This is a genomic window from Nocardia sp. CY41 (genome assembly GCF_009829325.1).
Lineage (GTDB): Bacteria > Actinomycetota > Actinomycetes > Mycobacteriales > Mycobacteriaceae > Nocardia.
This window is the reverse complement of the sequence record NZ_VUOS01000029.1, coordinates 46,967-67,042: the sequence shown is the minus strand read 5'-3', so window position 1 is coordinate 67,042 and position 20,076 is coordinate 46,967. Positions and strand designations below refer to the sequence as shown.

At 66.4% G+C, this 20,076-nt stretch carries 24 protein-coding genes; 22 read left to right on the top strand and 2 right to left on the bottom strand.

The window, feature by feature from the left end; translation table 11 throughout:
* Positions 1–642 precede the first annotated feature (642 nt).
* Positions 643–3,198: an AAA family ATPase gene (locus tag GVY64_RS29630; RefSeq protein ID WP_159848580.1), complete on the bottom strand. Its 2,556-nt coding sequence runs from the start codon at positions 3,196–3,198 to the stop codon at positions 643–645.
* Between the two features lie 453 nt (positions 3,199–3,651).
* Here GVY64_RS29630 and GVY64_RS29625 point away from each other — a divergent pair, with 453 nt between their 5' ends.
* From GVY64_RS29625 to GVY64_RS29615, 3 genes are all read left to right on the top strand, one after another.
* Positions 3,652–4,917 (top strand): cytochrome P450, encoded by a 1,266-nt coding sequence (locus tag GVY64_RS29625; protein WP_236567336.1) that lies wholly within the window; start codon positions 3,652–3,654, stop codon positions 4,915–4,917.
* A gap of 68 nt (positions 4,918–4,985) precedes the next feature.
* The gene (locus tag GVY64_RS29620) at positions 4,986–5,762 is read left to right on the top strand and encodes a class I SAM-dependent methyltransferase (RefSeq protein WP_236567335.1); all 777 of its coding nucleotides are present in this window, start codon (positions 4,986–4,988) and stop codon (positions 5,760–5,762) included.
* Between the two features lie 256 nt (positions 5,763–6,018).
* The gene (locus GVY64_RS29615; RefSeq protein ID WP_159848574.1) at positions 6,019–7,326 is read left to right on the top strand and encodes a hypothetical protein; all 1,308 of its coding nucleotides are present in this window, start codon (positions 6,019–6,021) and stop codon (positions 7,324–7,326) included.
* Positions 7,327–7,475: 149 nt separating this feature from the next.
* Here GVY64_RS29615 and GVY64_RS29610 read toward each other — a convergent pair whose 3' ends face one another.
* A complete protein-coding gene (locus GVY64_RS29610) occupies positions 7,476–7,862 on the bottom strand; it encodes a hypothetical protein (RefSeq protein ID WP_159848571.1) in 387 nt (128 codons plus the stop codon).
* A gap of 289 nt (positions 7,863–8,151) precedes the next feature.
* On the opposite strand from GVY64_RS29610, the gene GVY64_RS29605 reads away from it, so the two are divergent.
* The 19 genes from GVY64_RS29605 (at position 8,152) to GVY64_RS37405 (ending at position 19,966) form a co-directional block, all read left to right on the top strand.
* Positions 8,152–8,607 (top strand): hypothetical protein, encoded by a 456-nt coding sequence (locus GVY64_RS29605; protein ID WP_159848568.1) that lies wholly within the window; start codon positions 8,152–8,154, stop codon positions 8,605–8,607.
* 85 nt (positions 8,608–8,692) lie between these two features.
* Positions 8,693–10,393, top strand: a complete 1,701-nt coding sequence (locus GVY64_RS29600) for a DNA cytosine methyltransferase (RefSeq protein ID WP_159848565.1) — start codon at positions 8,693–8,695, stop codon at positions 10,391–10,393.
* Positions 10,394–10,471: 78 nt separating this feature from the next.
* The gene (locus GVY64_RS29595; RefSeq protein WP_159848562.1) at positions 10,472–10,945 is read left to right on the top strand and encodes a hypothetical protein; all 474 of its coding nucleotides are present in this window, start codon (positions 10,472–10,474) and stop codon (positions 10,943–10,945) included.
* Between the two features lie 41 nt (positions 10,946–10,986).
* On the top strand, positions 10,987–11,781 hold the full coding sequence (locus GVY64_RS29590; protein ID WP_159848559.1) for a hypothetical protein: 795 nt from the start codon (positions 10,987–10,989) through the stop codon (positions 11,779–11,781).
* Positions 11,782–11,855: 74 nt separating this feature from the next.
* A complete protein-coding gene (locus GVY64_RS29585; protein WP_159848555.1) occupies positions 11,856–12,455 on the top strand; it encodes a hypothetical protein in 600 nt (199 codons plus the stop codon).
* A gap of 138 nt (positions 12,456–12,593) precedes the next feature.
* A complete protein-coding gene (locus GVY64_RS29580; RefSeq protein ID WP_159848552.1) occupies positions 12,594–13,250 on the top strand; it encodes a hypothetical protein in 657 nt (218 codons plus the stop codon).
* A gap of 87 nt (positions 13,251–13,337) precedes the next feature.
* Positions 13,338–13,607: a hypothetical protein gene (locus tag GVY64_RS29575; protein ID WP_159848549.1), complete on the top strand. Its 270-nt coding sequence runs from the start codon at positions 13,338–13,340 to the stop codon at positions 13,605–13,607.
* A gap of 102 nt (positions 13,608–13,709) precedes the next feature.
* A complete protein-coding gene (locus GVY64_RS29570; protein ID WP_159848546.1) occupies positions 13,710–14,003 on the top strand; it encodes a hypothetical protein in 294 nt (97 codons plus the stop codon).
* A complete protein-coding gene (locus tag GVY64_RS29565) occupies positions 14,000–14,641 on the top strand; it encodes a hypothetical protein (RefSeq protein WP_159848543.1) in 642 nt (213 codons plus the stop codon). Before GVY64_RS29570 ends, GVY64_RS29565 begins: the two co-directional genes overlap by 4 nt.
* 96 nt (positions 14,642–14,737) lie before the next feature.
* Positions 14,738–15,229, top strand: a complete 492-nt coding sequence (locus GVY64_RS29560; protein ID WP_159848540.1) for a hypothetical protein — start codon at positions 14,738–14,740, stop codon at positions 15,227–15,229.
* A 321-nt stretch (positions 15,230–15,550) separates the two neighbouring features.
* Entirely contained in the window at positions 15,551–15,919 is a 369-nt protein-coding gene (locus GVY64_RS29555; protein ID WP_159848537.1) for a hypothetical protein, read from the top strand.
* Positions 15,920–16,042: 123 nt separating this feature from the next.
* Complete coding sequence (locus GVY64_RS29550) at positions 16,043–16,441, top strand: hypothetical protein (RefSeq protein ID WP_159848534.1); 399 nt, start codon at positions 16,043–16,045, stop codon at positions 16,439–16,441.
* 64 nt (positions 16,442–16,505) lie between these two features.
* Positions 16,506–16,817 carry a hypothetical protein gene (locus GVY64_RS29545; protein ID WP_201298215.1) on the top strand — a complete coding sequence of 104 codons (312 nt, stop codon included), beginning with the start codon at positions 16,506–16,508 and terminating at the stop codon, positions 16,815–16,817.
* A gap of 2 nt (positions 16,818–16,819) precedes the next feature.
* On the top strand, positions 16,820–17,386 hold the full coding sequence (locus tag GVY64_RS29540; protein WP_159848531.1) for a hypothetical protein: 567 nt from the start codon (positions 16,820–16,822) through the stop codon (positions 17,384–17,386).
* A complete protein-coding gene (locus tag GVY64_RS29535) occupies positions 17,383–17,772 on the top strand; it encodes a hypothetical protein (protein ID WP_159848528.1) in 390 nt (129 codons plus the stop codon). Before GVY64_RS29540 ends, GVY64_RS29535 begins: the two co-directional genes overlap by 4 nt.
* A 24-nt stretch (positions 17,773–17,796) precedes the next feature.
* On the top strand, positions 17,797–18,333 hold the full coding sequence (locus GVY64_RS29530; protein ID WP_159848525.1) for a hypothetical protein: 537 nt from the start codon (positions 17,797–17,799) through the stop codon (positions 18,331–18,333).
* Between the two features lie 138 nt (positions 18,334–18,471).
* Positions 18,472–19,029 (top strand): hypothetical protein, encoded by a 558-nt coding sequence (locus GVY64_RS29525; RefSeq protein WP_159848522.1) that lies wholly within the window; start codon positions 18,472–18,474, stop codon positions 19,027–19,029.
* A gap of 131 nt (positions 19,030–19,160) precedes the next feature.
* The gene (locus tag GVY64_RS29520; protein ID WP_159848519.1) at positions 19,161–19,448 is read left to right on the top strand and encodes a hypothetical protein; all 288 of its coding nucleotides are present in this window, start codon (positions 19,161–19,163) and stop codon (positions 19,446–19,448) included.
* Positions 19,449–19,492: 44 nt separating this feature from the next.
* On the top strand, positions 19,493–19,966 hold the full coding sequence (locus GVY64_RS37405) for a hypothetical protein (RefSeq protein WP_201298214.1): 474 nt from the start codon (positions 19,493–19,495) through the stop codon (positions 19,964–19,966).
* Positions 19,967–20,076 lie beyond the last annotated feature (110 nt).

Below are 20,076 nucleotides of genomic sequence, written 5' to 3'. Positions count from 1 at the left end.
CGGAGATGCGGTGAGCAACCGGTTCGGAGGTTCATCAGATCGTCGAAAGTGAAAAGCCCGTACTACATCATCCTGATTGCGAATTTCCTGCTGGATATGGTCTTGCCGTGAGGACACGACTGTCACATAGTCCCGATCGATTCGGAATAGGCGAATACCCAAGCGCTACCCAAAAGCCACCCACCCACGATCCACCCATCCCGCATGTATCACCCCATCAACCTGGCCTTTTAGGTCGCGGACAGGACGGTCAAAGTGCCCAAAATTCGTGCATCACGGCGGCAGGCCGCAACCGCCGCGGTCGGGCAGCTATCGCGCATGGGTATATTGAGTAGTCGGTGGAACCGGCCCTACCTGCTGATGCCAACTTCGTGGCGATGAAGACATATTTGTCCGCCACGAACCCAGCGACGGCACGAAATCTGATCTGGATCTGCAGATCGGCCAACAAACGACGGCGTAATCCCCGGGCCAGAACTGCAACTGCGGCTGCACGCAGATGATCGACGGCGTCAGGGGAATTTATCGGCGCCAGGTCGAGCGCCGAAGCAGGGCGCACAGGCCATCGAGCCTCGCGATGTGCACGAAGCCCCCGCGGGGCGTCACCAGAGTGAGTAGATGCGCGCCGAGGGGCCCGGACTGTTACCTCGAACGCCGGGCACTGGGGCGCCTGACCGCGTACGGCATGCCGACCTGCTCCGGACGGGGCTTGTGCTGTGCGGGAACATATTCGTGCACGTGGCTCCGCGAGGAGACGCCTAATTTGTCGAGTATGGCCGCTACCTGTTTTTCCACGGTGCGCACCGACTTGTCGAGACTTCGGGCAATTCTGGCATTTTGCCAATTGGCTGCGACCAAACGTGCGACTTCCTTCTCCGCCTTAGTCAGGCTGTCCCAGGGCGCCGCTGCCGGATCGGTGACGGACTTCGAATCCGCGGGGTCTGGGTCGAGACTCAGTTCACCCAGTGCCAGCAGGTGCACATCGTGGGTGGCCGGGTCCAGTTGTTGGGCGCCTCGGTTCATCCGGGCGATGAAGGTGACATCGCCGAGTACTCCCCGGGCGGTTTTGATCGCCGCATGGCATTGGTCCGCGAAGGTTCCCATGGCGTCGATGTCGACGCCCAGTCTGGACCGGAGCGTTTTGAGTCCGCCTGCAAGATAGGCAAGTTCGGTCGCGATCCGCTCACGGTCGGTGGTGCCGGCGTTGATCATCGCTGCCAGAGCCCAGCATCGCAGCTCGACCGACCATGCCGCGCCCCACTGATCACCCACCTCCATTTGCAGCGCGAGCGTGCCGCGCAGTATCTCTGCCGCCTCCGCGGGATCCCCATGCCGGAGCCGAGTAACGGCCAACGCCAGCAACGCCCAGGATTCCACCCACGGCGCTTTCGATTGCCGTGAGCGCTCCACTGTGTCGGTGGAGATCTCACAAGCCCGCTTCCCGGTCTCGTCGAGCGTGGCCGCAGCCAAACCGGCGAACATGCCAGCAAGGACAGCAGCGCCGTGGTTTCCGTCCTCATGGAACTTTCCACGTGCCCGCAACAGCACGTCGACGGCCGAAGGATCTCGGGCGGACATGAAACTCAGCGTCCCCAAGGCCAAGTCGAGGATGGCGGGCAGTCCCTCGACGGATGCGGGATCGCTCCGCCAGTTCCCGGGGTCCGGGACACAGGCGGTGATGCATTCGGCGAGCAGGCGTGTTGCGTCGTCGCTTTGTCCCTGCCGTACGAGCATCCACGCGAGTGCGGATTTCGCCGCCAGTTGCCGGTCTTCCGGCTGCGGTGTCAACTTCGCGCTCGCGTCCAGACACCGCTCGGTCCACCGCCGGAATTCGCGGATCGAACCGAAGAAGAAGGGCAGCCGCAGTTGGATCAGGCCGATGCAGATTTCCAGGCCCGCGTCGGCCTCCTCCGAATCGATGCTGGTTTCGATCGCAGTGACGATGTTGCCCCACGCCGCGGTGGCCCAGTCCAGCAGTTGGCGCTCAGCCGGGCTGAACCAACGGCGCGCCGCATCGCCGACCTTGTCCCGGTAGTAGTGCAGGTGCCGGCGCGATAGGCGACACCGCTCGTCCGCGCCGCGTTCTGTGAGCCGGTCTCGCGCGAAAAGGCGCAGACTTTCTACCATCGAGTACCGCACGGTGGTGGGGGTGATGTGGTTGGTGACCAGCGACTTCTCGACCAGCCCCTCCAGGAGCATTTTGATCTCGCGGCGGGGCAGCGTTACCTGCTCGTCGGCGTTGGCCTGCTGCTCGTCACCGCAGATGGCTACGATCGCCTCGAGGTCCGCCCCTACCTCCGCGGTGCTGGCGGTGTCGCCTTCGGTGTCGCCTCCTGCGGCGAACACCGACATTCGTTCCCAGAGTAGCTTTTCCCGCTCCGTCAACAGTCCATGCGACCAGGCGATGACGTTGGTGATCCCGAGATGTCGGTCCTCGACTGCGGCCCTCGGACCGGCTGTCCACTCCATCCGCCGGTCGTCTGCCCGCCCGGTGACCTCGGCACGCAGGCTCACCAGTGACTGGTGTCGCAGCCGGGCAGCCGCCAATTGAATGAACAGCGGATTGCGGCCGACATGGGCGCAAATCTCGGCCACCATCGCTTCTTCGTCCGGCGCGATCGGCGCACAGCCGCTGCGCTCGGCGCGCAACTTGAACAGTGTCACAGCGGCGGCTTCGCGCAGTTGGCGCACCGGGACCAGGCGCTCATCGGTCCAGCCGGTCGGTCCGGTGCTGGTAGCCATGATGATCAGCTCCGGGATCGTATCCAGCAGAGCCGGAATCAACAGCTGCAGACCGCTGAGCACGTGTTCGCAGTTGTCCAGCACGAGGACAACGGGCCGAGGGCGACCGGACTTCTCGGTTTGGTCGAGCGTGTCGACCAGCGCTTGCCACGTATCTCGGTGGGAGTAGTCGTTTCTGACCACCGCCGACGCGACTTCCCGCTCCACTGCCGCGTAATCCGCATCCTTGGGCAGTCGTGCCAGGCGCACCCAGTGCACCTGAACACCCCGAGCGCGCGCTTCGCGGGCGGCCTCGGCCCCCAGCCGGCTTTTCCCGATGCCCCCCGGGCCCACCAGGGTGATCATCCGATCGGATCGGGCCTTCAACAGACTGCTGATCAGGGCCAAGTCCTCTTCGCGTCCGACGATCTGCTGGCCCTGTGCCGGAACTTCGCTCCCCACCCCGGGTCTGGTCACACAGTGACTATAACCCCAAAGAGGCCAAACGGTATCCGAACAATTGCCACCAGCACCGTCCTACGCCGTGAGTGGGTAGCGCATGGGTAGTTCATGGGTAGATACCCATGCCTGTAGCGGCTTATGGGTATTGCTTGCCTCGCCGGTGTTGGAAGCGGGCCGACCGATTCTGTCTTATCGGAGTTCTGACGGCCCGGAAGCGCAGCACGCTGGGCTTTCAATCGGCATTTGAGGGTTCAGTTCTTCACTGTAGAGCGGTTGTCGACCCTGTTGTGAAGCGACACGAAAACGAATCCTTCTGTTATGGGTACTTTTTGAGTAGTCGCCTATTCCGGCAGTGTCTATGGGTGTGGCACAGTCCTGTTCTGCTGCCGAAACAATGGCTCACGCGAGCGACGAGACCGAATACAGGCCCGTACGCGTCCGAGGCGCTGTCTAAAAAGGGGAATTATATTGAGCTGTCCCGTCCAGGGGTCTCCTGTCGACACGGACGACGGCGACCGTTTTCCACTCTACGCAGAAGCGTTCACCCGCGACCCGCACGCGGCGTACGAAGCGATGCGGGTCAAGTACGGGGCGCTGGCACCGGTCGAGCTGGCGCCCGGCATACCCGGCACCCTTGTGCTCGACCACGCCACCGCTGTGCGCATCCTCAACGACCCCGACCACTTCCTGCACGATCCGCGCGCCTGGCAACAGACCGTCCCCGACCACTCCCCGCTGCGGCCCATGATGGAGTGGTATCCCGCCGCCCGGTACACCGACGGGCACGACCACGTCCGCCTTCGGCAGGTATCCGCTGCGGCTATCGACAACGTCGACCTGCACGCACTGCACGACACCGTCGAAATCCTCGCCACTCCACTGGTCGAGAGTTGGATCACCACAGGCCGAGCCGAGCTCGGGAGCGAGTATGCGTTCCCGCTCGTGTTCGCCGTGCTCAACCAGGCACTCGGCTGCCCGGAGGAAATCGGGCAGCGGGTTGCCGCGGGCATGGCCGCACGCTTCAACAGCACCTCTGAGTCAGAGCCCGGCATGGAAATGCTCACCACTGCGCTGAGCGATCTGGTGCGACTCAAGCGCGCCCGTCCCGGCGACGATATGACTACCCGGCTGATCGAGCATCGCAACAACCTGGGCGACAGCGAAGTCGTGGCCCAGGTGATGAGCTTCTACGGGGCGGGCATCGAAGCCGCCCGCAACCTGATTCTCAACACCCTACTGCTGATGCTCACCGACGACCGATTCGGCGGCAGCCTGCTCAGCGGAAGCCTGTCCACCCGCGATGCCCTCGACGAGGTGCTGTTCAACAACCCGCCGATGGCCAACTTCTGTACCACCTACCCGCGGCAGCCGATGCTGATCGGCAACACCTGGCTGCCTGCGAACCAGCCCGTCGTCATCAGCATCGCCGCCTGCAACGCCGATCCGGTCACCAAGGGCGACCGCACCGGCAACCGGTCCCATCTCGCCTTCAGCGCCGGCCCGCACGCATGCCCGGCCCGCACGATGGCCTACCAGATCGCGCAGGACGCGATCGACTACCTGCTCGACCTGGCCCCCGATATCAAGCTCGCCGTGCCCGCCGACCAGCTCACCTGGCGGACGGGCTTCTTCCACCGAGCTCTCACAGCGCTGCCGGTGGTGTTCACCGTGCCCAATCGGCCAGGTGGTTCCCAACCGACCCAGCAGCGCGGCTTCCAACCGACGAGAGGGTGACACAAATGCAGACCGGGCAACCGAGTAGAACCGCTAGGTTCGTAGCGCACGCACGGGCCTACCATCAGGTGGCTGACAAGCCCCGGATCTTCACCGATCCCCTGGCCGCGCGAATTTTTGGCGAATCAGCTCTGGCCTCTGCGGAATTCGACGAGGGCCAAACCGGCGAACTGGTGCGTCAACGACGTCTGTTCATCGCCGCACGGTCCCGCTACGCCGACGACACCGTCAGGTCTGCTATCGCAGGGGGCACCGATCAGGTGGTAATCCTCGGTGCCGGGTTGGACACCACTGCCTATCGCCAAACGACCACACATGTGCGGTTTTTCGAAGTGGACCACCCCGCTACCCAAGACTGGAAGCGCAAGCGACTGGCCGCCGCCGGAATCGCGATCCCCGCCTCGCTTACCTTCGCACCGGTCGACTTCGAACGGTCCACGCTGGCGGCCGCATTGGCGCAAGCAGGCCTGGACCGCACGCGCCGCACCGTGGTTATCTGGCTCGGAGTTGCGGTCTATCTGACTCGATCATCCGTCGACGACACCCTCCGCTACATCGCGGAGGGCCCGTCAGAATTGGTGTTCGACTACTTTTACCCGCTCACCTCAGCACCCAGCGACCCGACAAGCGCGCAGCTTCACAATCGCGCCGCCCTGGTGGCCGCGGCGGGTGAACCATGGAAGACATTTTTCACCGCCGATGAAATCCGCGCCCTCCTGCTGTCCTACGGCTATCACCACGTCGATGACCGATCTGCTTCAGAGCTGCTGGCTACCTATGATGTCCCGGCAAATGCCCGCCCAACCGACTCAGGGCCGCATCTGATCCACGCCCGAACGGCGTGACATCGTCCACAGTGACCACATCACATGCCCGCACCGCATTTTCGGCAGAGCCGGTGTGCGGATCCATCGTGAGCGCGTCTCGAGCCTGCGGGACGTACCCTCGCGGACTCCGGTTCATGCCGCCGACCCGCCCATTCCAGGTGTGTCAACGATCCTTTGACATCGCGGCGACTATCAGAACGTCCAGGTAATTCCACTGATCAACACGTCAATGGACCGTTGACCCACTCTGCTGTCAACGCATACGTTGACACACATGCGCCTCGATTGTGATGACCAAGTGCGGCTGCGTGACCGCCTGGCCCGGTATGTCGACGATGAGCTGCGCGAGAAGTGGATCGATATCTGGGAGTGTGTCCGCGGTGTGCGGCGCGCAGTTGGCGCCGACGTGGTTGTGCCGACGGCCGACATAATCGCGGCCCTGCAGTTGCTCGCCGATCACCGCGATCGCGTCGACACGATCGAGCACGACCTCCTCACTGCCGCGTCGGCCAGCGGCGCGACGTGGGACCAACTCGCCCGCGCGCTCGGGCGGAACTCGCGACAGGCGATGCAGCAGTACGCGAAGCGGGTCGCCCGCCAGGCGGAGACCGGCAGGAACTCGTCTCGCCGCCTCCTTCCAGTCACGGTGGTCGAGCTCCTGCCCGAAGCGCCAGTCGAAAACAAGATCGAGGCAGACGTCGCCGACAGGGTTGGCGCGGGTGCCGAGGCGAATGCAGAAAAGGTGTTCGGCGAAGTAGTACCGTTCGGGATCTTCGACGCGGACGCTGAGGCCGAGAGGTGGCTGACGCCCGCGCCGTATCCGGCCTCCGAGGTGCCGGCTGACGAGGCGAGCGATGATGCGGACCCGAACATCACAGGAGATCCGAGCGACCAGACCGCAGACGCGGTGCCGTTCGGCATCTTCGACGCCGAGGCCGTAGCCGAAGAATGGGCACGCCCGGTGCGCGCATCACGCGTCGTCGCGCCGACCGCCCCGGCCGCCGGACGGGCGGTCTCGGATCCCGACCAGCTCACCGCCACCACCGTCCTCCCGCCTGCGCCGCCCCCGCACCGCGGCGCGTCCGGTTCTTCGGCCACACATGAGGTGGAGGACCCCGGCATCGACGAGAGCAACCCGGCGCGCGAGTTCCGCCGTGCTCAACGTCAGTCGACGACCGATGCAGCCTGGTCGATGAAGCACACCGCCCACCGGAACCTACCCACCACGCCTGCGGTCTGCCGAAACGAAACATGCGGATACACAACAACTTCCGACAGAGAACGAGGTCGCTTGCTCCAAGACAACGCCGTGATCTGGCTGGAGCCCGACCCCGAACATCCAGGCGGACTGGTCGAACGGCGCCACTGCCAGCGCTGCCGACCGCGCCCGACGGAGACGATCGCCGATGTCGACTGCGCACTGTGCGACGACTCGGGCCCCTTGCTGGTCGGGCACTGGGCCACCGAGCTGATCGACACCGGTACCGTCCCGGCGCTGGTGCTCCGCTGGCTGACCGTGCGCAAGTGGCGCACCATCCCCGGCATCGAAGGCCTCGTGTGCCCCGACCATCCAGGACTGTGATGTCAACACCCTGAGCCACGGGCGATCCGCCCCTCGAGCCGGATCTACCTTCTCCATGTCCGACATGTTGATATGTAGACATGCATATCTGACGATTAAGCACGGCGCCGCCGTGAGGGCGGCCTCGTGCCGACGGGGGGTTACGGAATTTAGGTGTTGCCGGTGGTGACGATGTCGCCGAGGGACAGCGCTTTCGTGGTCCAGTCGTAGGGGGCGAGAACGGCTGCGACGGTGGGGTCTTCGGTGGGGTCGTCGGTTCCGGCGTCGTGGCGGATTCCGGCGTAGCGGGTGATGAGGATGTGTCGGCCGCTACGGGCGGCGTCGCGGGAGCTGGCGAGGTTCTGGCGGACGTCGTGGGAGGTGACGCGCTCGATCGCGGAGGCCGGGACGTCGACCGCCTCGCGCCCCAAGCGCCAGGAGCCCAGCGACATCAGTACCGCCCGGGGCTTGCCTCGGACGAGGAGCGCGAATGCTTCTTCGTCGGCGGCAGCTTCATCGAGGACGGTGCCCCACCCCAGGTCGGTCAGTTCCTTCATGGATATACCTCGCATAGATCCCAACCTTACCAACCATTTCAACCTTCAGTGAAGAACTGCGCAGGGAGGAGGGAGGCGGACCGCCTTGCGGCGCGGATGCCAGAGCGTGTCGAAACCGCCTCCAATCTGCGAAATTTCGCCGAAAAGAACGCGAAATAGGCCATTTCGGCTTGCGGTAGGTTGGTAAGGTTGGTTAGGTTGGTATAGATCGGGAGGGCGGGAACTCGACCCGCAAAGGCTTTACGCCCCCGATTCAACCCAAATCCCCAGCTTGAAAGGTGATTTCGCGATGACTGCTGCATTCCTTCGGGTGACCAAGGCCGCCAACCACTGGGCGCTGGCGGCCCGCAGCGCCCTGAAGCTCATTGCGGGTCGTCAGAGTGCGCCGACAGCTCGCGAGCCGTTCCCCACCGATCTGGAGCGGTGGCTGGCCCGGATGGCGACGGCGCAGCATGTGCGGCACGCCTCCGGCTACGTCGACCAAGCCGCCGAGCTGGCCGTGCGGGCGATCGTGGTCGCCGTGGCAAGCGCGCCGCTGTACAACTCCGGGCCGCTGCACGGAGTGCGTGAGGTGCTGAAAGACCACGCCGCGATCTACAGGGACGCGGCCTGGGCCTGGCTGAACGATCCGGTGGTCGGGGACCGCGAGGCGGTCCAGCGGCGGGTCACGGTCCTCGAGGACGCCGCCGACCGCGTGACCGCTTTGCGGCTGGCGCTCGAGACCAAATTCGCCACCCGATTCTGACCCACCCCTGAGCGCCCGAGCGGACCGGGCAGCAGCTATCTGCCCGGTCCGCCCAGGTGCCCCGATCGTACACGGGAGACACGAAATGACGTTGACGGCAATGGATTGGTTCTGCGGGGCCGGTGGCAGTAGTCAAGCCCTGCACGCGATCCCCGGCGTCTCGGTGGACTGGGCTGCCAACCACTGGGAGCAGGCGATCGCATCACACGCGGCCAACTTCCCCAGCACCGACCACTGGATCGGCGACATCCGCGACGAGCCCGTCGGCGGCTGGCCGATCGCGGACATCTTCTGGGCCTCGCCGGAATGCCCGCAGTGGAGTGCCGCACGCGGCAAGAAACAGAACTACCAGCATTCCTTGCAGGAGGAACTGTTCGACGTGGACCCGCGCAGCAAGGCCAAGCGCGAGGAAGAAGAACGCAGCCGGGCACTGATGGAGGAGGTCCCGCTCTATCTGGAAGGCGTGATCGCACGCGGTGGACGGGTGCTGGTCGGTGTCGTCGAGAACGTCGTCGAAGTCCGCAAGTGGGACCAGTGGGACCGCTGGATCAACCGCATTCGCAGCCTCGGCTACCGCACCCGCGTCATCGCGCTCAACTCCATGCACGCCCAGCCCGCCCGCACCCCGGCCGCACCGCAGTCCCGCGACCGGCTGTACGTCGCCTACTGGCACGAATCCATTGCCCGCGAACCGGATTGGAACAAGTGGCTGCGTCCGCTGGCCTACTGCGAGGTCTGCGACGAATGGGTCCAGGCGGTGCAGGTGTGGAAGAAGGAAGGCGCGGACATGGGCCGCTACCGCGCCCAGTACGTCTACCGCTGCCCGCGTGTGAAGTGCCGCAACGCCATCCTCGAGCCGCCCGCCGTCCCGGCCGCCGCCGCGATCGACTGGAGCCTGCCCGGAACCCGGATCGGTGACCGGGAGACCCCGCTGGCCGAGAAGACGATGGAGCGCATCCGGATCGGGTTGCGCCGCTACGCGACCGAGATGCCGATGATGGTGCCCGCCGGTGGCACCTGGCGTGATGCCGCGATGCCGGTGACCGACCCCATGGCCGCCCGCACGACACGTGAGAACGACGGCGTGGCGATCCCGGCACCGTTCCTGGCGCTGCTGAGGTCCGGCCGTCCCCGCACGATCGGCCTGGACGAGCAGCTGGCCACGATCGTGGCCGACGGCAGCGGCCACGGCCTGGTCGTCCCGCCGCCGCTGGTCGTGCCCATGGAGGGCCGCGAAGGCAAGGAAGCCCAGCTCGCTACCAGCCCCTTGCGCACCCAGACCACCCGCAACGAGACCGCTCTGGCCTTCATGCCGTTCGTCGCGGAGTTGCGTGGCGGCGGCTCGGATGCCCGCTCGGCGGCCGAGGCCCTGGCCACGGTCACCGCGTCGGGCAACCACCACGGTTTGGTCACCCCGTCTGGCACGTCGGTCGAGACGTGGAAGGCGATGCTGCTGCCCTACTACGGCAAAACCCGCCCCCGCAGCGTCGCCGAGCCGGTCGGCGCGCTCACCAGCCGCGACCGCTACGCCCTGGTCGACGTCATCACCGAAGACCAGATCGCCGACGTGCGGTTTCGCATGTTGGAGCCGCACGAGATCGGGACCGCGATGGCGTTCGCCCCCGGCTACATCGTGCTCGGCAACAAACGCCAAAAGGTCCGCCAGCTCGGCAACGCGGTGACCCCACCCGCCGCCGAGGTCATCGTCTCCGCGCTCGTCGAAGCAGTGACCGGCCAGGACATCGAGCGCTGGCCCTCAGCAGACCAACTCACTCTCGCCGCCTGATCGACCCACGGGTGGGCCCGGCCACGCCGGGCCCACCCAGAACCTGCCCGAAATCACTGATACAGAACAGGACTCCCCATGATCGACGTGACCACCAGCCGCGACGAATTCGGCAACCCCGTCGTCATCGCCCGTAACGCGCGCGCCGAAGGCCGGATCCACATCCTGCCCGACGGCACCATGGCCTTGAGCGGCGACTTCGGCAACCCGATGCCGACCACCCTGATCGAGCTCGTGCTCATCGCGATGGAGAAGGCGCGAGTCACCGCACCACCGCGGCCCGTGATCGCCGCCGACGCAACGTTCACCGCCCGCATCGTCACCGACGAGTCCGTCGACCCCGACGACCGACCCCGCCAGATCGCCGATGTCGTGATCACCGCCGACGGCTACGGCGGCCCGCCGATCGCGACGTACACGCTGCACTCCAACCCGCTCGTCCCCATCGGCAACGACCCCGCCGACGTCCTCGCTCAGCACGGCTGGCGAATGGTCGGCGTCGGCCAGCTCGACACCGACAGCTACCTCATCGTGCGCGTGGAACGCGCCTGACTACTCCGCTCCCCCAGTCATTTCACGAAGGGAACCGAACCGTGAGCACCATCCCCGCGACCGCATGGCGTGCCGACTACAGCAACGGCTACGTGGACTACTACCCCGCTCGTTCGGCGGCCGAGGCCGCCGCCGCCTCCGCAGCGCAATACCCCGACACCGAAATCATCTCGCTGGAGCGGATGACCGTTTGGGGGCTGCTGGCCGAATCCTACGGCGACGAAGAGTGGACGACCACGCTCAAGGGCGTCGTGGACACCGAACATCCCCGGCTGCCCCGCCAGACGTGCGGACACGACTGGCTCGTGCTGGCCTTCACCGTCGGCATCGACCAGACCGGCCGGATCGTCCCCGAGGCGATCGCGCACTTTCGCATCCTGCAACAGCGCTGGGCAGGGCTGGACTCGGTGCGCTTCGACGGCGGGCGCGTTTCCCTCAACGCCAACGGCGCGGCCCCGGCCGACCTCATCAACGTTCTCGAATCCGCGATGGCGGGCGAACTCGTCGGCCCGCCGATCGAGGACGTCCGCGCCGAACTCGGGCTGGGCCGCAACACATTTGTCCGGGTCGCGGTCAGCGAACTGCTCGACGACGGCACCGACCGGTGGCGGGTGATCGAGGTCCCCGCCGAGGTGATCGGGGAAGTCGACATGGAGCCCGACGTGGTCGGCAAGCACCTGCAGGGCGACTGGAACAGCGACGTCATCCTGCTCGACCCGCTGCCCGGCTTCCGCGTCGGGTGCGCGACTTTCTCGCAGTATTCCGGCGTCGAGGCCGACGAAGCCCGCCGCGGGCACTGGGGATGCGCCCACCACCTGTTCCGGCCCGCCTACTGACCCACCCGGGCACCGGGCGACCACCGCCCGGTGCCCGGCCGTGAGCACTCCATCGAAACGAAAGAGACACCTCGATGTTCGACTCCGACACCCGGCCCACGCCCACCACCAAGGTCATGCGGTTCCTGTCCGAGGTCGCAGAGCAGCAGGCGGTCCTGAACGCCGACGGCATCATCGACTACGCCGCCGAGCTGACCGTCCGTGCGCTCGCCGCGTCGGTCGCCACCGGCCACTTCCACGGCGACACGGAGATCAACGGCGTGGTCGCCGTCCTGGCCGACGAGCGCGACACCTACACCGACGCCGCCCGCGCGTACATGGACCTCGCGCGATCCGGACACAACGACCTCTACAAGCGCGCTTCCGCCTTCGACACGGCGTCTGCGCGGCTGACCGCGATCATCGACGCTCTCGCCGCCGAGTTCCGAGGCGTGATCTCACTGCGCGCCCGGTGGCTCCCGGGTGGCGTAGTCGAGGTCTTCGACTACGAGGGCCGCCCGGGAGGCGCCAACGTCCCTCTCGACCCGCCCGCCACTCCCGCCGCAACGCTGGATGAAGTTACCCGCCAGCTTGCCCAGGCGGGCTTCGTCGTCGTCGGCGAATGGGAACTGCAGCTGGTCACCTCCCAGGTCGAGGAGTACATGGCCGCTCTGCGCTTGTCCTTGTCCTTCTAGCCCTTCGCCGGAAGTGGGGCGGCGACCCGATTCCCGCGTCCGCCGCCCTCCTTTCCTCTCCGCATCCCACCGCACCCCCGAGCAGCCGGTTTCAGAACCCGATCGGCTCGCCGACATCAAAACGAAAGAGACACAGAGATGTTCGACTACGAAACCTGGCACCGCACCTACTCCGGCGTGCTGTCCAAGATGGCCACTGGTCGCGAGGCCGAGCTGGGCGAGCTGGAAGCGAAAGCCGTTCCGCAGCGCTGGTTCACCGACTACGGCGGCTACACCGCCTGGGACGGCGAGCCGTTCCCCAACCTCGACGCATGGGCCGATGGCGGCCCCCACGCCGACGAGATCAACCGATCGGTGCTGATCGCCGAGGCCGAACGGATGCTGCGCGAGGTCACCGACCCCGCTCTGTCCAAGCCCTGGCACCGCGAGGACATCGGCAGCCAGGAAACCGCCACCGCAGCGGTGCGCGCCCTGATCCGCTACCTGCGCGAGGAGCCGACCTACCAGAGCGTGGCCCAGCGGATCTACACCGACGACAGCGCGGACATCGCGATCAGCGAGGGCGAGGCCAAGATCATTGCCGCCGGATGGGCCGGTGACCACTACTGCCCCAGGTTGGCCCAGTGGGTTGACGGCCGCGACGACATACCCCGCGCAGAGCTGGCCGCCGAAGCCCGACAACTGGTCGACGACCTGAGCCTGCACCGCGACAGCTGGCCGCACGAAGGCGAGCCTGGGCCCAACATCGCCGCCGTGGCCGCATTGATCGACCACCTGACCGCCGAGCGCGGCTGATCCCAGCGGGCCAGACCCCCGCCGACCCCGGCACCGGGCGACCGCACCCGGTGCCCCAACCCTCACCGATTCATGGAGGACAACGTCATGAGCACCAACCTGGCTTGCGAATTCATCGAGGTGCAGCCCGGCCGCTGGTACTACCTGCTCGAGAACTGGGACGCACCGCAATCCGCATTCGACTGGCGCGAGTACGCCACCGCGTACGGCCCGTTCTCATCCATGGCCGCCACCGACGCGCATCTGAGCGCCAATCATCCCAACCCCGGCGGCATGGCCGTCAGTCGCTACGAGCCCGGTTTTGAGCCCGACAAGGTACTGGCCGCCCTGATCGCCAAGGCCGAACCGCCCCGCTAGCCGGGATTCCTGCTGGTGAGACCCCTCAACCCCGTGGGGATCGGGTGGCGCCCGAGACCACTCGATCCTCACGTCCTTCCTGACCAGAAAGAAACATCTCCGATGCTCGAACACGAACACGAACGCCGCCACCGCCAGCAATGGGAGCAGGGCAAGCAGGTCCAGGTCGATGCCGCCGCCGTCGGTGTGCTCGCCGGGATCTGTGTGTTCTTCACGCTCGGCATCGTGCCGAGCACGAACCCTGTCTTGGTCGTGGCTCTCCTGACGCCGGTACTGCTGGTGTGCGCGAACAACGCGCGTCTGAGCTGGGCCGAATACCGGCGGATAAGCACCGCGCTGCGCGAAGACGGCTGCACCTGCACGAATTGGACGCCACGAACGGATCGGCAGCGATGAGCAACCACCCGCCGATCTACCTCACCCCACCGAGCACACCAGCGATCCGCGAAGCCATCCGCGCCGGGAAGCTCGCCGCGATCGCGACGCCGGCGCAGGGCAACCGCATCACCGCGGACTACCCGGCGTGGTGCGCCGACAACGGCGCGTTCACCGGCCGATACCCCGGTGACGAGGCCTACCTGCGCTGGCTGAAGACGATGCGGCCCTACGCCGACCAATGCCTGTTCGTCACCGCGCCCGACGTCGTCGGCAACCACTGGGCGACGCTGGCGCGTTCCCGCGACATGCTGCCCCGCATCCGGGATATGGGGTTCCCCGCAGGGTTCGTGGCGCAGAACTTCATGGAGTACTGCACGTGGGATCCGTGGGAAGAAATCGACTGCTTGTTCCTCGGCGGGGACACCGCCTGGAAGCTCGGCGAGGAAGCCGCCAACCTGGCGGCCGTCGCCGCGAGCATGGGCATCTGGGTCCACATGGGCCGGGTGAACTCTCGGCGCCGCTACCAGTACGCCGCCGCAATCGGATGCCACAGCGTGGACGGCACCTACCTCACCTACGCCCCAGACGCCAACCTGCCCACCGTCCTGTCCTGGGCCCGTGACACCGCCGCCCAGCCACCCCTGTTCCACCTCTGACCACACACGCACAGGAGACGGCCCCGGACAGCGGCTATCTGCCCGGGGCACTCCCCAAGCCCCACATTCCCACAATGCAGCGAAAGGACACAGATCATGCCCGTGCGCCCCGACGACCCCACCGGTAGCTACTTCTACAGCTGGGGAGTGCCCACCCCGCCTGGCGAATGGAACTACCGCCTGGACGAGTTCGTCCACTACGGGCCCGGATGGTGGCCGTTCTACACCTTCTTCCCCGCCAGCCGCGACACACCGGAGGGACTGCTCCAAAGCGGCGTCCGCATCTGCCCCGACACCGAGAAACGGGCCTGGGGCAGCGAGACCGTACTGCTATGGCCCAACCGCCACAGCGACCCCGCAATCGCCACCGCCACCTTGCATCTGTGCGTGCGCCCCCAAGGGCTCGGAGTAATCGCAGTCGACACCAAACTCACCATCGACCTGCGCGCCAAGACGTTCTGCGTCTCTCCCAACTGCCCGCAGCCCGTTCGCGAGCAAGCCGAAACCAAAGCCGCCCGCATCCTCCGATTCGTGCAGCACCACCGCAGCCGACGCCGAGCCGGAAAGAAGAACTCCGACACCGAATAGGACAGGATCTGGCGCTGGCTCAACCTGTCCGCCGACGACCCCGATGCCCCTGAAAGTCCCGGTGACCCCACCACTTGGGTCGGAATTGCGGTTACCGACTGCACTCGAGACCGCCTCCTCGGTGGCGAAGACCAACCTCCACAATTTCGCCCTGCACAACGACGAATGAACCCGGCCGCCGCCTAACACCTGCCCGACGCCGCCAATCCGCCCGCCACCAGGCAGGGAACCCATCAAGTTGCGAAAGGTTGGTAAGGTTGGTAAGGTTGGTGTTGTTCGAGTTTTCGAGCAACACCAACCCACCTAGTCGAAGGAGCCCACGTGTACGTCCTGCCTGCCGAGTACACCTTGACGCGCGAGACATTCGACATCCTTTCCGCCGCTGTTGCCGACCGGATTCCGGCCAGCCCCAACACTCCCTGGCGGTCGGCGTGCACCCTCGCCGACTGGCGGCACTTCGGTGAGGACGGCCGACGGAGGAAGTGCTTCGCCATCCAGTGCCCGTACGAATGGGTCGCATACGCCGTTTTCATCACCGCACACGCGATCCTCGCCGCCGAACTCCCGGCCCCTGCCACCACGACCGAGATCGACGCGATGATGCTCGAACTCAACACCCGGCAACATCTCCTCAACGGCGCCGCGGGCGCGCTCGTCTCCTGGCCGACGATCACCGTCGCCTCGGAGTAGTAGCCAGGACCCTTGCCGCAATCGCGGCAACCATCCCCTTGCATGCGAGATCGGCCCGGACAGCGGCTATCTGCCCGGGCCGCCCCTCGAATGCTCCCCCCAGCAATCGAATTGAGGAATGCAATGCCATTCAATCTCAACCAGGCGGTGTACTCCCACAGCGTGGGCCTGCTGCCGTGGCCGCTGCCGCTCGCCGCGGCCGTGGCCCGCCGCGACCTCTACAGCGACATCCGTCGCGCCGCCCCCAGCTTGTCCCGCAGCGGCATCGTGCGCGGTCGCCAGATCGTCGGCGTGGAAGCGACCTGGTACTCCCCCAGCGGCGACGACCGAGGGCATCTGGACCGCATCACCGGGGGCGCACTCAGGGCAGCGGCCGACTGCGGACTTACCACCGCCGCAATCGCGCAGGTGCTCCTTGCACGGTGCGAAGTGCCCGCCGCCGAGGCACGGATCGAGATCCGCTTCTACGTCGACTACCCGTCGCCGCCGGGCGCCTCGCTCCAGCCAGCGCGCCCGCACTGACCGACCACTCCTCGGCTGGGAGGCCACGCGCGGCCTCCCAGCCTCTCGCACCAGGAATCGATCAATGACCGAAAGACCGACCCGCCCACGGTTGTTCATCCTTCGCCGCGACACCGACGTGACGGGCTACTCCGGCACGGGCGACGTTGCCGACATTGTGGAATGGCCCGACGGCACCGTCAGCATGCGTTGGCGCGGCAAGGTGCGCACATTCCAGAACGCCGACCGGCTCGCCGACATCGCCGATATCCACGGCCACGACGGCGCCACCCGAATCGTCGAGGACTGCTTCGTCCGTCTCGCAGACCTCGATCCCGAGCTCGCCACCGCCGTGCAAGCAGCGATCAGCTCCGGCCACCAGGCGGAGGCGCGGTAGCAATGATCCTCACCGACCAGGCCCCGCCCCGCCGCCCCATCACTAGCGGCTGGCAGATCCCTACCTGTGAGCGCTGGGTCTGGACCATCGAGCCCAACCACGACACCGGCCAGGGCGGTGAAGGCTACACATGCAAGCAGCGCGCCACCCACAAGATCCGCGTTGTGCGATACCTCTCCGGGAAGCGAGGGCCCTGGGAGGTCTGCGTGTGCCGGGCACACCTCGCCGATGAACTCGACTACCACAACCGCGACCGCGCCTGGACGCTGAGATTCCAACGCGAGGACCTGCCTGCCCCCCGCGTCGCCGCGCTGGATTTGACGGTGGACATCCGCGCGTACGCGCACGGCAAGCCCCGGCTATGGCTCACCGAGCACGATGCCACCACCGATGCCATTCAACTTGAGTTGTTCGGCAACTCCCCGCGGATCAGGGCGCCGCGACGAACACGCAGGCCCCCCTCGCGGCCAGCACCCGCAGCACCTGAGGTCTCCGCCCTAGTCGATGAAAACGGCCACCTCAATCAACTCGCCCTTTCGGGCCCCGACCGCCAACAAGGAGCGTTATGACTACCCTGCCCGCGCAGCTGCGCATCGACCCGCTCGGCACCCTGGACGGCCGGATCGTCCTGAGCCTGATCCACCTGCTGCGCACAGCTCGCGACGACATCTACGCGGGTACCACCACCCTGGCCGACGTCCTGGACGCCAACGCCCCCATCCTGGCCAGCACCATCGCCATGCATGGACTCGGCGACAACCTCGCCTACACGCTCCACGATTCCATGGCCTATTTCCTGGGCAAGGTCGCCCAGGACATCGTTCCTGGGTTCGCCGCGACCGACGAGCCCGACCACATCGACGTCTTCCAGTTGACCACTCTGCCGCGTCGCGCCGCCTATGACCTGCTCGCGCACGCCTGCGGCCGGGTCAACGCCACCCTCGCCCAGTTCTGAACTCCCGACGAACGAAGGAACCTGATGTCCATCGACAATGCGTTCAACGACGACGATTCGGTGACCGGCCGGATCCTGACCACCTCCGCGCACCTGATGCTCTACGGCATCGCGATCACCATCGCGACGCGCACCTGCTACTACCTCGGCATCGAGCACTGGACGATTCGGGTGGTCGGCTTCCTCGCGTCACTGCTGTATCTGGCTGGGGTCCTGCACAACAGCCTGACGCGGCTGTGTGTGCGGTGCATGAGCGAGGTACCCGCCGATGCGGGGGCCAGAGCCCAGTGCGAGAAGCCGGTTCTGTGGCTCAATCACCGGCTGTCCGGGCGCATGGGAATCCTGATCCTTGTCGCGATCGGGATCGAGGTTCTGGTGAGAGGCTTCGGACTTCCCGGCCAGGTTGTCAGTCTGCCGTTCGACCTGCTCGCGGTGCTCTACATGTACTCGGTCTGGCTGCACCACCGGCTGCGGCCGTGGTGCCCGTACTGCCGCCGCTGGGATGACGGCGGCGGAATCACCGAGCCATCGCCCGTCCCCGTGGTCGAGGCGACTCGCTGACCGTACCGCTATCTCGGCGGGGCGGGCCATCCCGCCCCGCCGCTCAATCCGACCCACACCCGGGCGCCTTCCCCACCCGGGAGGAGCCGACTCCGGAAACGCCGACCGCCGGCGCGACACCAGAAGGAAGACGAGACCATGTCGAACCACGACCACTGCACCGCGGCCGAGACCGCAGAAGATCAGCGCCGCATCGAGTTCGCTCGATGGTGCCGAGACCGCGCTGAGACGGACCCTTGGACGGAAGAGGAGAAAGATCGCCTACGCAACGGCGATGACATCGCGCGGCTGCGTAAGGCACTCGCACGCGAGCTCGACTTCATCGACCAGCGGTGTCGGCGGGCCCAAGACATCATCGGCGAACTGCGATCGCCAGCTGTCTACGATGTCGAGTTCGAAGGCGGATCCGACACCGAGACACGAGTAGCGGATGCCCGCCGCGCGATCGCTGAGGCAATCAAGGTCAACCCGGGCCGAGAGGCCGACGAGACCGAACAACACCACGCCGCCCAACAGCGACTGTCGACCATCGCCGCGCACATCACACCATGCCCGCGACCCATTGACGAGGCCACCGTGTGTGAGCACAACGAACCGTGGCCATGTGCGATGACCAGGATCGCATGGACAGCGCGCGGCTGGGACATCGACGAGGGAACCTGGCGCGCCGCGCCGGAGAACCTTCCGCCGTTCTAACGCCCCATCCGACGACACCAGAAACGCGCGGACACGGTTACCGCTCACGACGCCCCGCTCCAAGCCACAGGGACGCCGCGAGCAGACCGCCGCCCACGCCGACGAACTCACCAACTTCCGAAGGGAATCCGATGACCCACGCTCCTGACCATCCCGAACCGGTGTCGATGCACCCGATGCCCGGCCCGCGGCCCGGCTCGATCGTGATGCTGTTCCAACTCGACCCCGACACCGGCTCCCCCTCGGGCATCCATGCCCATCACGCGATCCTGGCCGCCCTGCGGCAGGCGGGCCTGCTGCCTGCCGCAGACTCCCACCAGGACGCGCGTGATCTGGCCGAGTACCACGACCGCGGGATGCGACTGGAGAAGCCGCAGGTGTGGCGCTACGGCCGCACCGCCGGTTGGCAGCCAGCATGAGCCAACCGCAGACCACACATCCGACGAACGAAAGAAGCAGCCCCATGATCGAATCGACCGATCACCAGTACATCGGAATGCTGGAGTCCGCCGCGGTGGCGCCTGACAAGTGGCAGCAGTGGGTCACCGATGTCGAGCGCCTGCTGGGCCACACTGCCGACGGCGACCATCGCCGTGACGGCTACAGCCTCGACGGCTTCTACGACCTCTGGAAGCGCGGCCTGGGCCCGGTCGAGGCGGTGCATGGTCTGTGGGGAACCCCCGGCGCGGCACGCCGCCAGGACTGCGAGATCCGCGCCACCGCCGCCGACGACTGGGACTGCCGGTGCGGCAACCGTTCCGACCTCGACGGCTTCTCTGCGTGCGACGCGCACGGCCGAGACCGTGACCCCGCCGACACGGACCAGGCAGACCTGCGCTACCGGTGTGACCGCTGCGCGCTGATCGTGAATCCCACGACCTACGACCCAAACCGGGGCACGGTACGCGGGATCGCCCCCACATCACCACCCGCGTAAAGCTGCCACTCACACCCATGGGCGGATGCGCCGAGCTCCATGGCGCACCCGCCTCAGACACCACCCCGGGGCCCAGTTCTGCAACGCGAGCCCGCACTGTCCGCCGAGTG

Bases quoted from the DNA above. Each gene is read 5' to 3' on its own strand.
- GVY64_RS29615 (WP_159848574.1), top strand. From the start codon at position 6,019: ATGCGCCTCGATTGTGATGACCAAGTGCGGCTGCGTGACCGCCTGGCC.
- GVY64_RS29610 (WP_159848571.1), bottom strand. From the start codon at position 7,862: ATGAAGGAACTGACCGACCTGGGGTGGGGCACCGTCCTCGATGAAGCT.
- GVY64_RS29605 (WP_159848568.1), top strand. From the start codon at position 8,152: ATGACTGCTGCATTCCTTCGGGTGACCAAGGCCGCCAACCACTGGGCG.
- GVY64_RS29600 (WP_159848565.1), top strand. From the start codon at position 8,693: ATGACGTTGACGGCAATGGATTGGTTCTGCGGGGCCGGTGGCAGTAGT.
- GVY64_RS29595 (WP_159848562.1), top strand. From the start codon at position 10,472: ATGATCGACGTGACCACCAGCCGCGACGAATTCGGCAACCCCGTCGTC.
- GVY64_RS29585 (WP_159848555.1), top strand. From the start codon at position 11,856: ATGTTCGACTCCGACACCCGGCCCACGCCCACCACCAAGGTCATGCGG.
- GVY64_RS29580 (WP_159848552.1), top strand. From the start codon at position 12,594: ATGTTCGACTACGAAACCTGGCACCGCACCTACTCCGGCGTGCTGTCC.
- GVY64_RS29575 (WP_159848549.1), top strand. From the start codon at position 13,338: ATGAGCACCAACCTGGCTTGCGAATTCATCGAGGTGCAGCCCGGCCGC.
- GVY64_RS29570 (WP_159848546.1), top strand. From the start codon at position 13,710: ATGCTCGAACACGAACACGAACGCCGCCACCGCCAGCAATGGGAGCAG.
- GVY64_RS29565 (WP_159848543.1), top strand. From the start codon at position 14,000: ATGAGCAACCACCCGCCGATCTACCTCACCCCACCGAGCACACCAGCG.
- GVY64_RS29560 (WP_159848540.1), top strand. From the start codon at position 14,738: ATGCCCGTGCGCCCCGACGACCCCACCGGTAGCTACTTCTACAGCTGG.
- GVY64_RS29550 (WP_159848534.1), top strand. From the start codon at position 16,043: ATGCCATTCAATCTCAACCAGGCGGTGTACTCCCACAGCGTGGGCCTG.
- GVY64_RS29545 (WP_201298215.1), top strand. From the start codon at position 16,506: ATGACCGAAAGACCGACCCGCCCACGGTTGTTCATCCTTCGCCGCGAC.
- GVY64_RS29540 (WP_159848531.1), top strand. From the start codon at position 16,820: ATGATCCTCACCGACCAGGCCCCGCCCCGCCGCCCCATCACTAGCGGC.
- GVY64_RS29535 (WP_159848528.1), top strand. From the start codon at position 17,383: ATGACTACCCTGCCCGCGCAGCTGCGCATCGACCCGCTCGGCACCCTG.
- GVY64_RS29530 (WP_159848525.1), top strand. From the start codon at position 17,797: ATGTCCATCGACAATGCGTTCAACGACGACGATTCGGTGACCGGCCGG.
- GVY64_RS29525 (WP_159848522.1), top strand. From the start codon at position 18,472: ATGTCGAACCACGACCACTGCACCGCGGCCGAGACCGCAGAAGATCAG.
- GVY64_RS29520 (WP_159848519.1), top strand. From the start codon at position 19,161: ATGACCCACGCTCCTGACCATCCCGAACCGGTGTCGATGCACCCGATG.
- GVY64_RS37405 (WP_201298214.1), top strand. From the start codon at position 19,493: ATGATCGAATCGACCGATCACCAGTACATCGGAATGCTGGAGTCCGCC.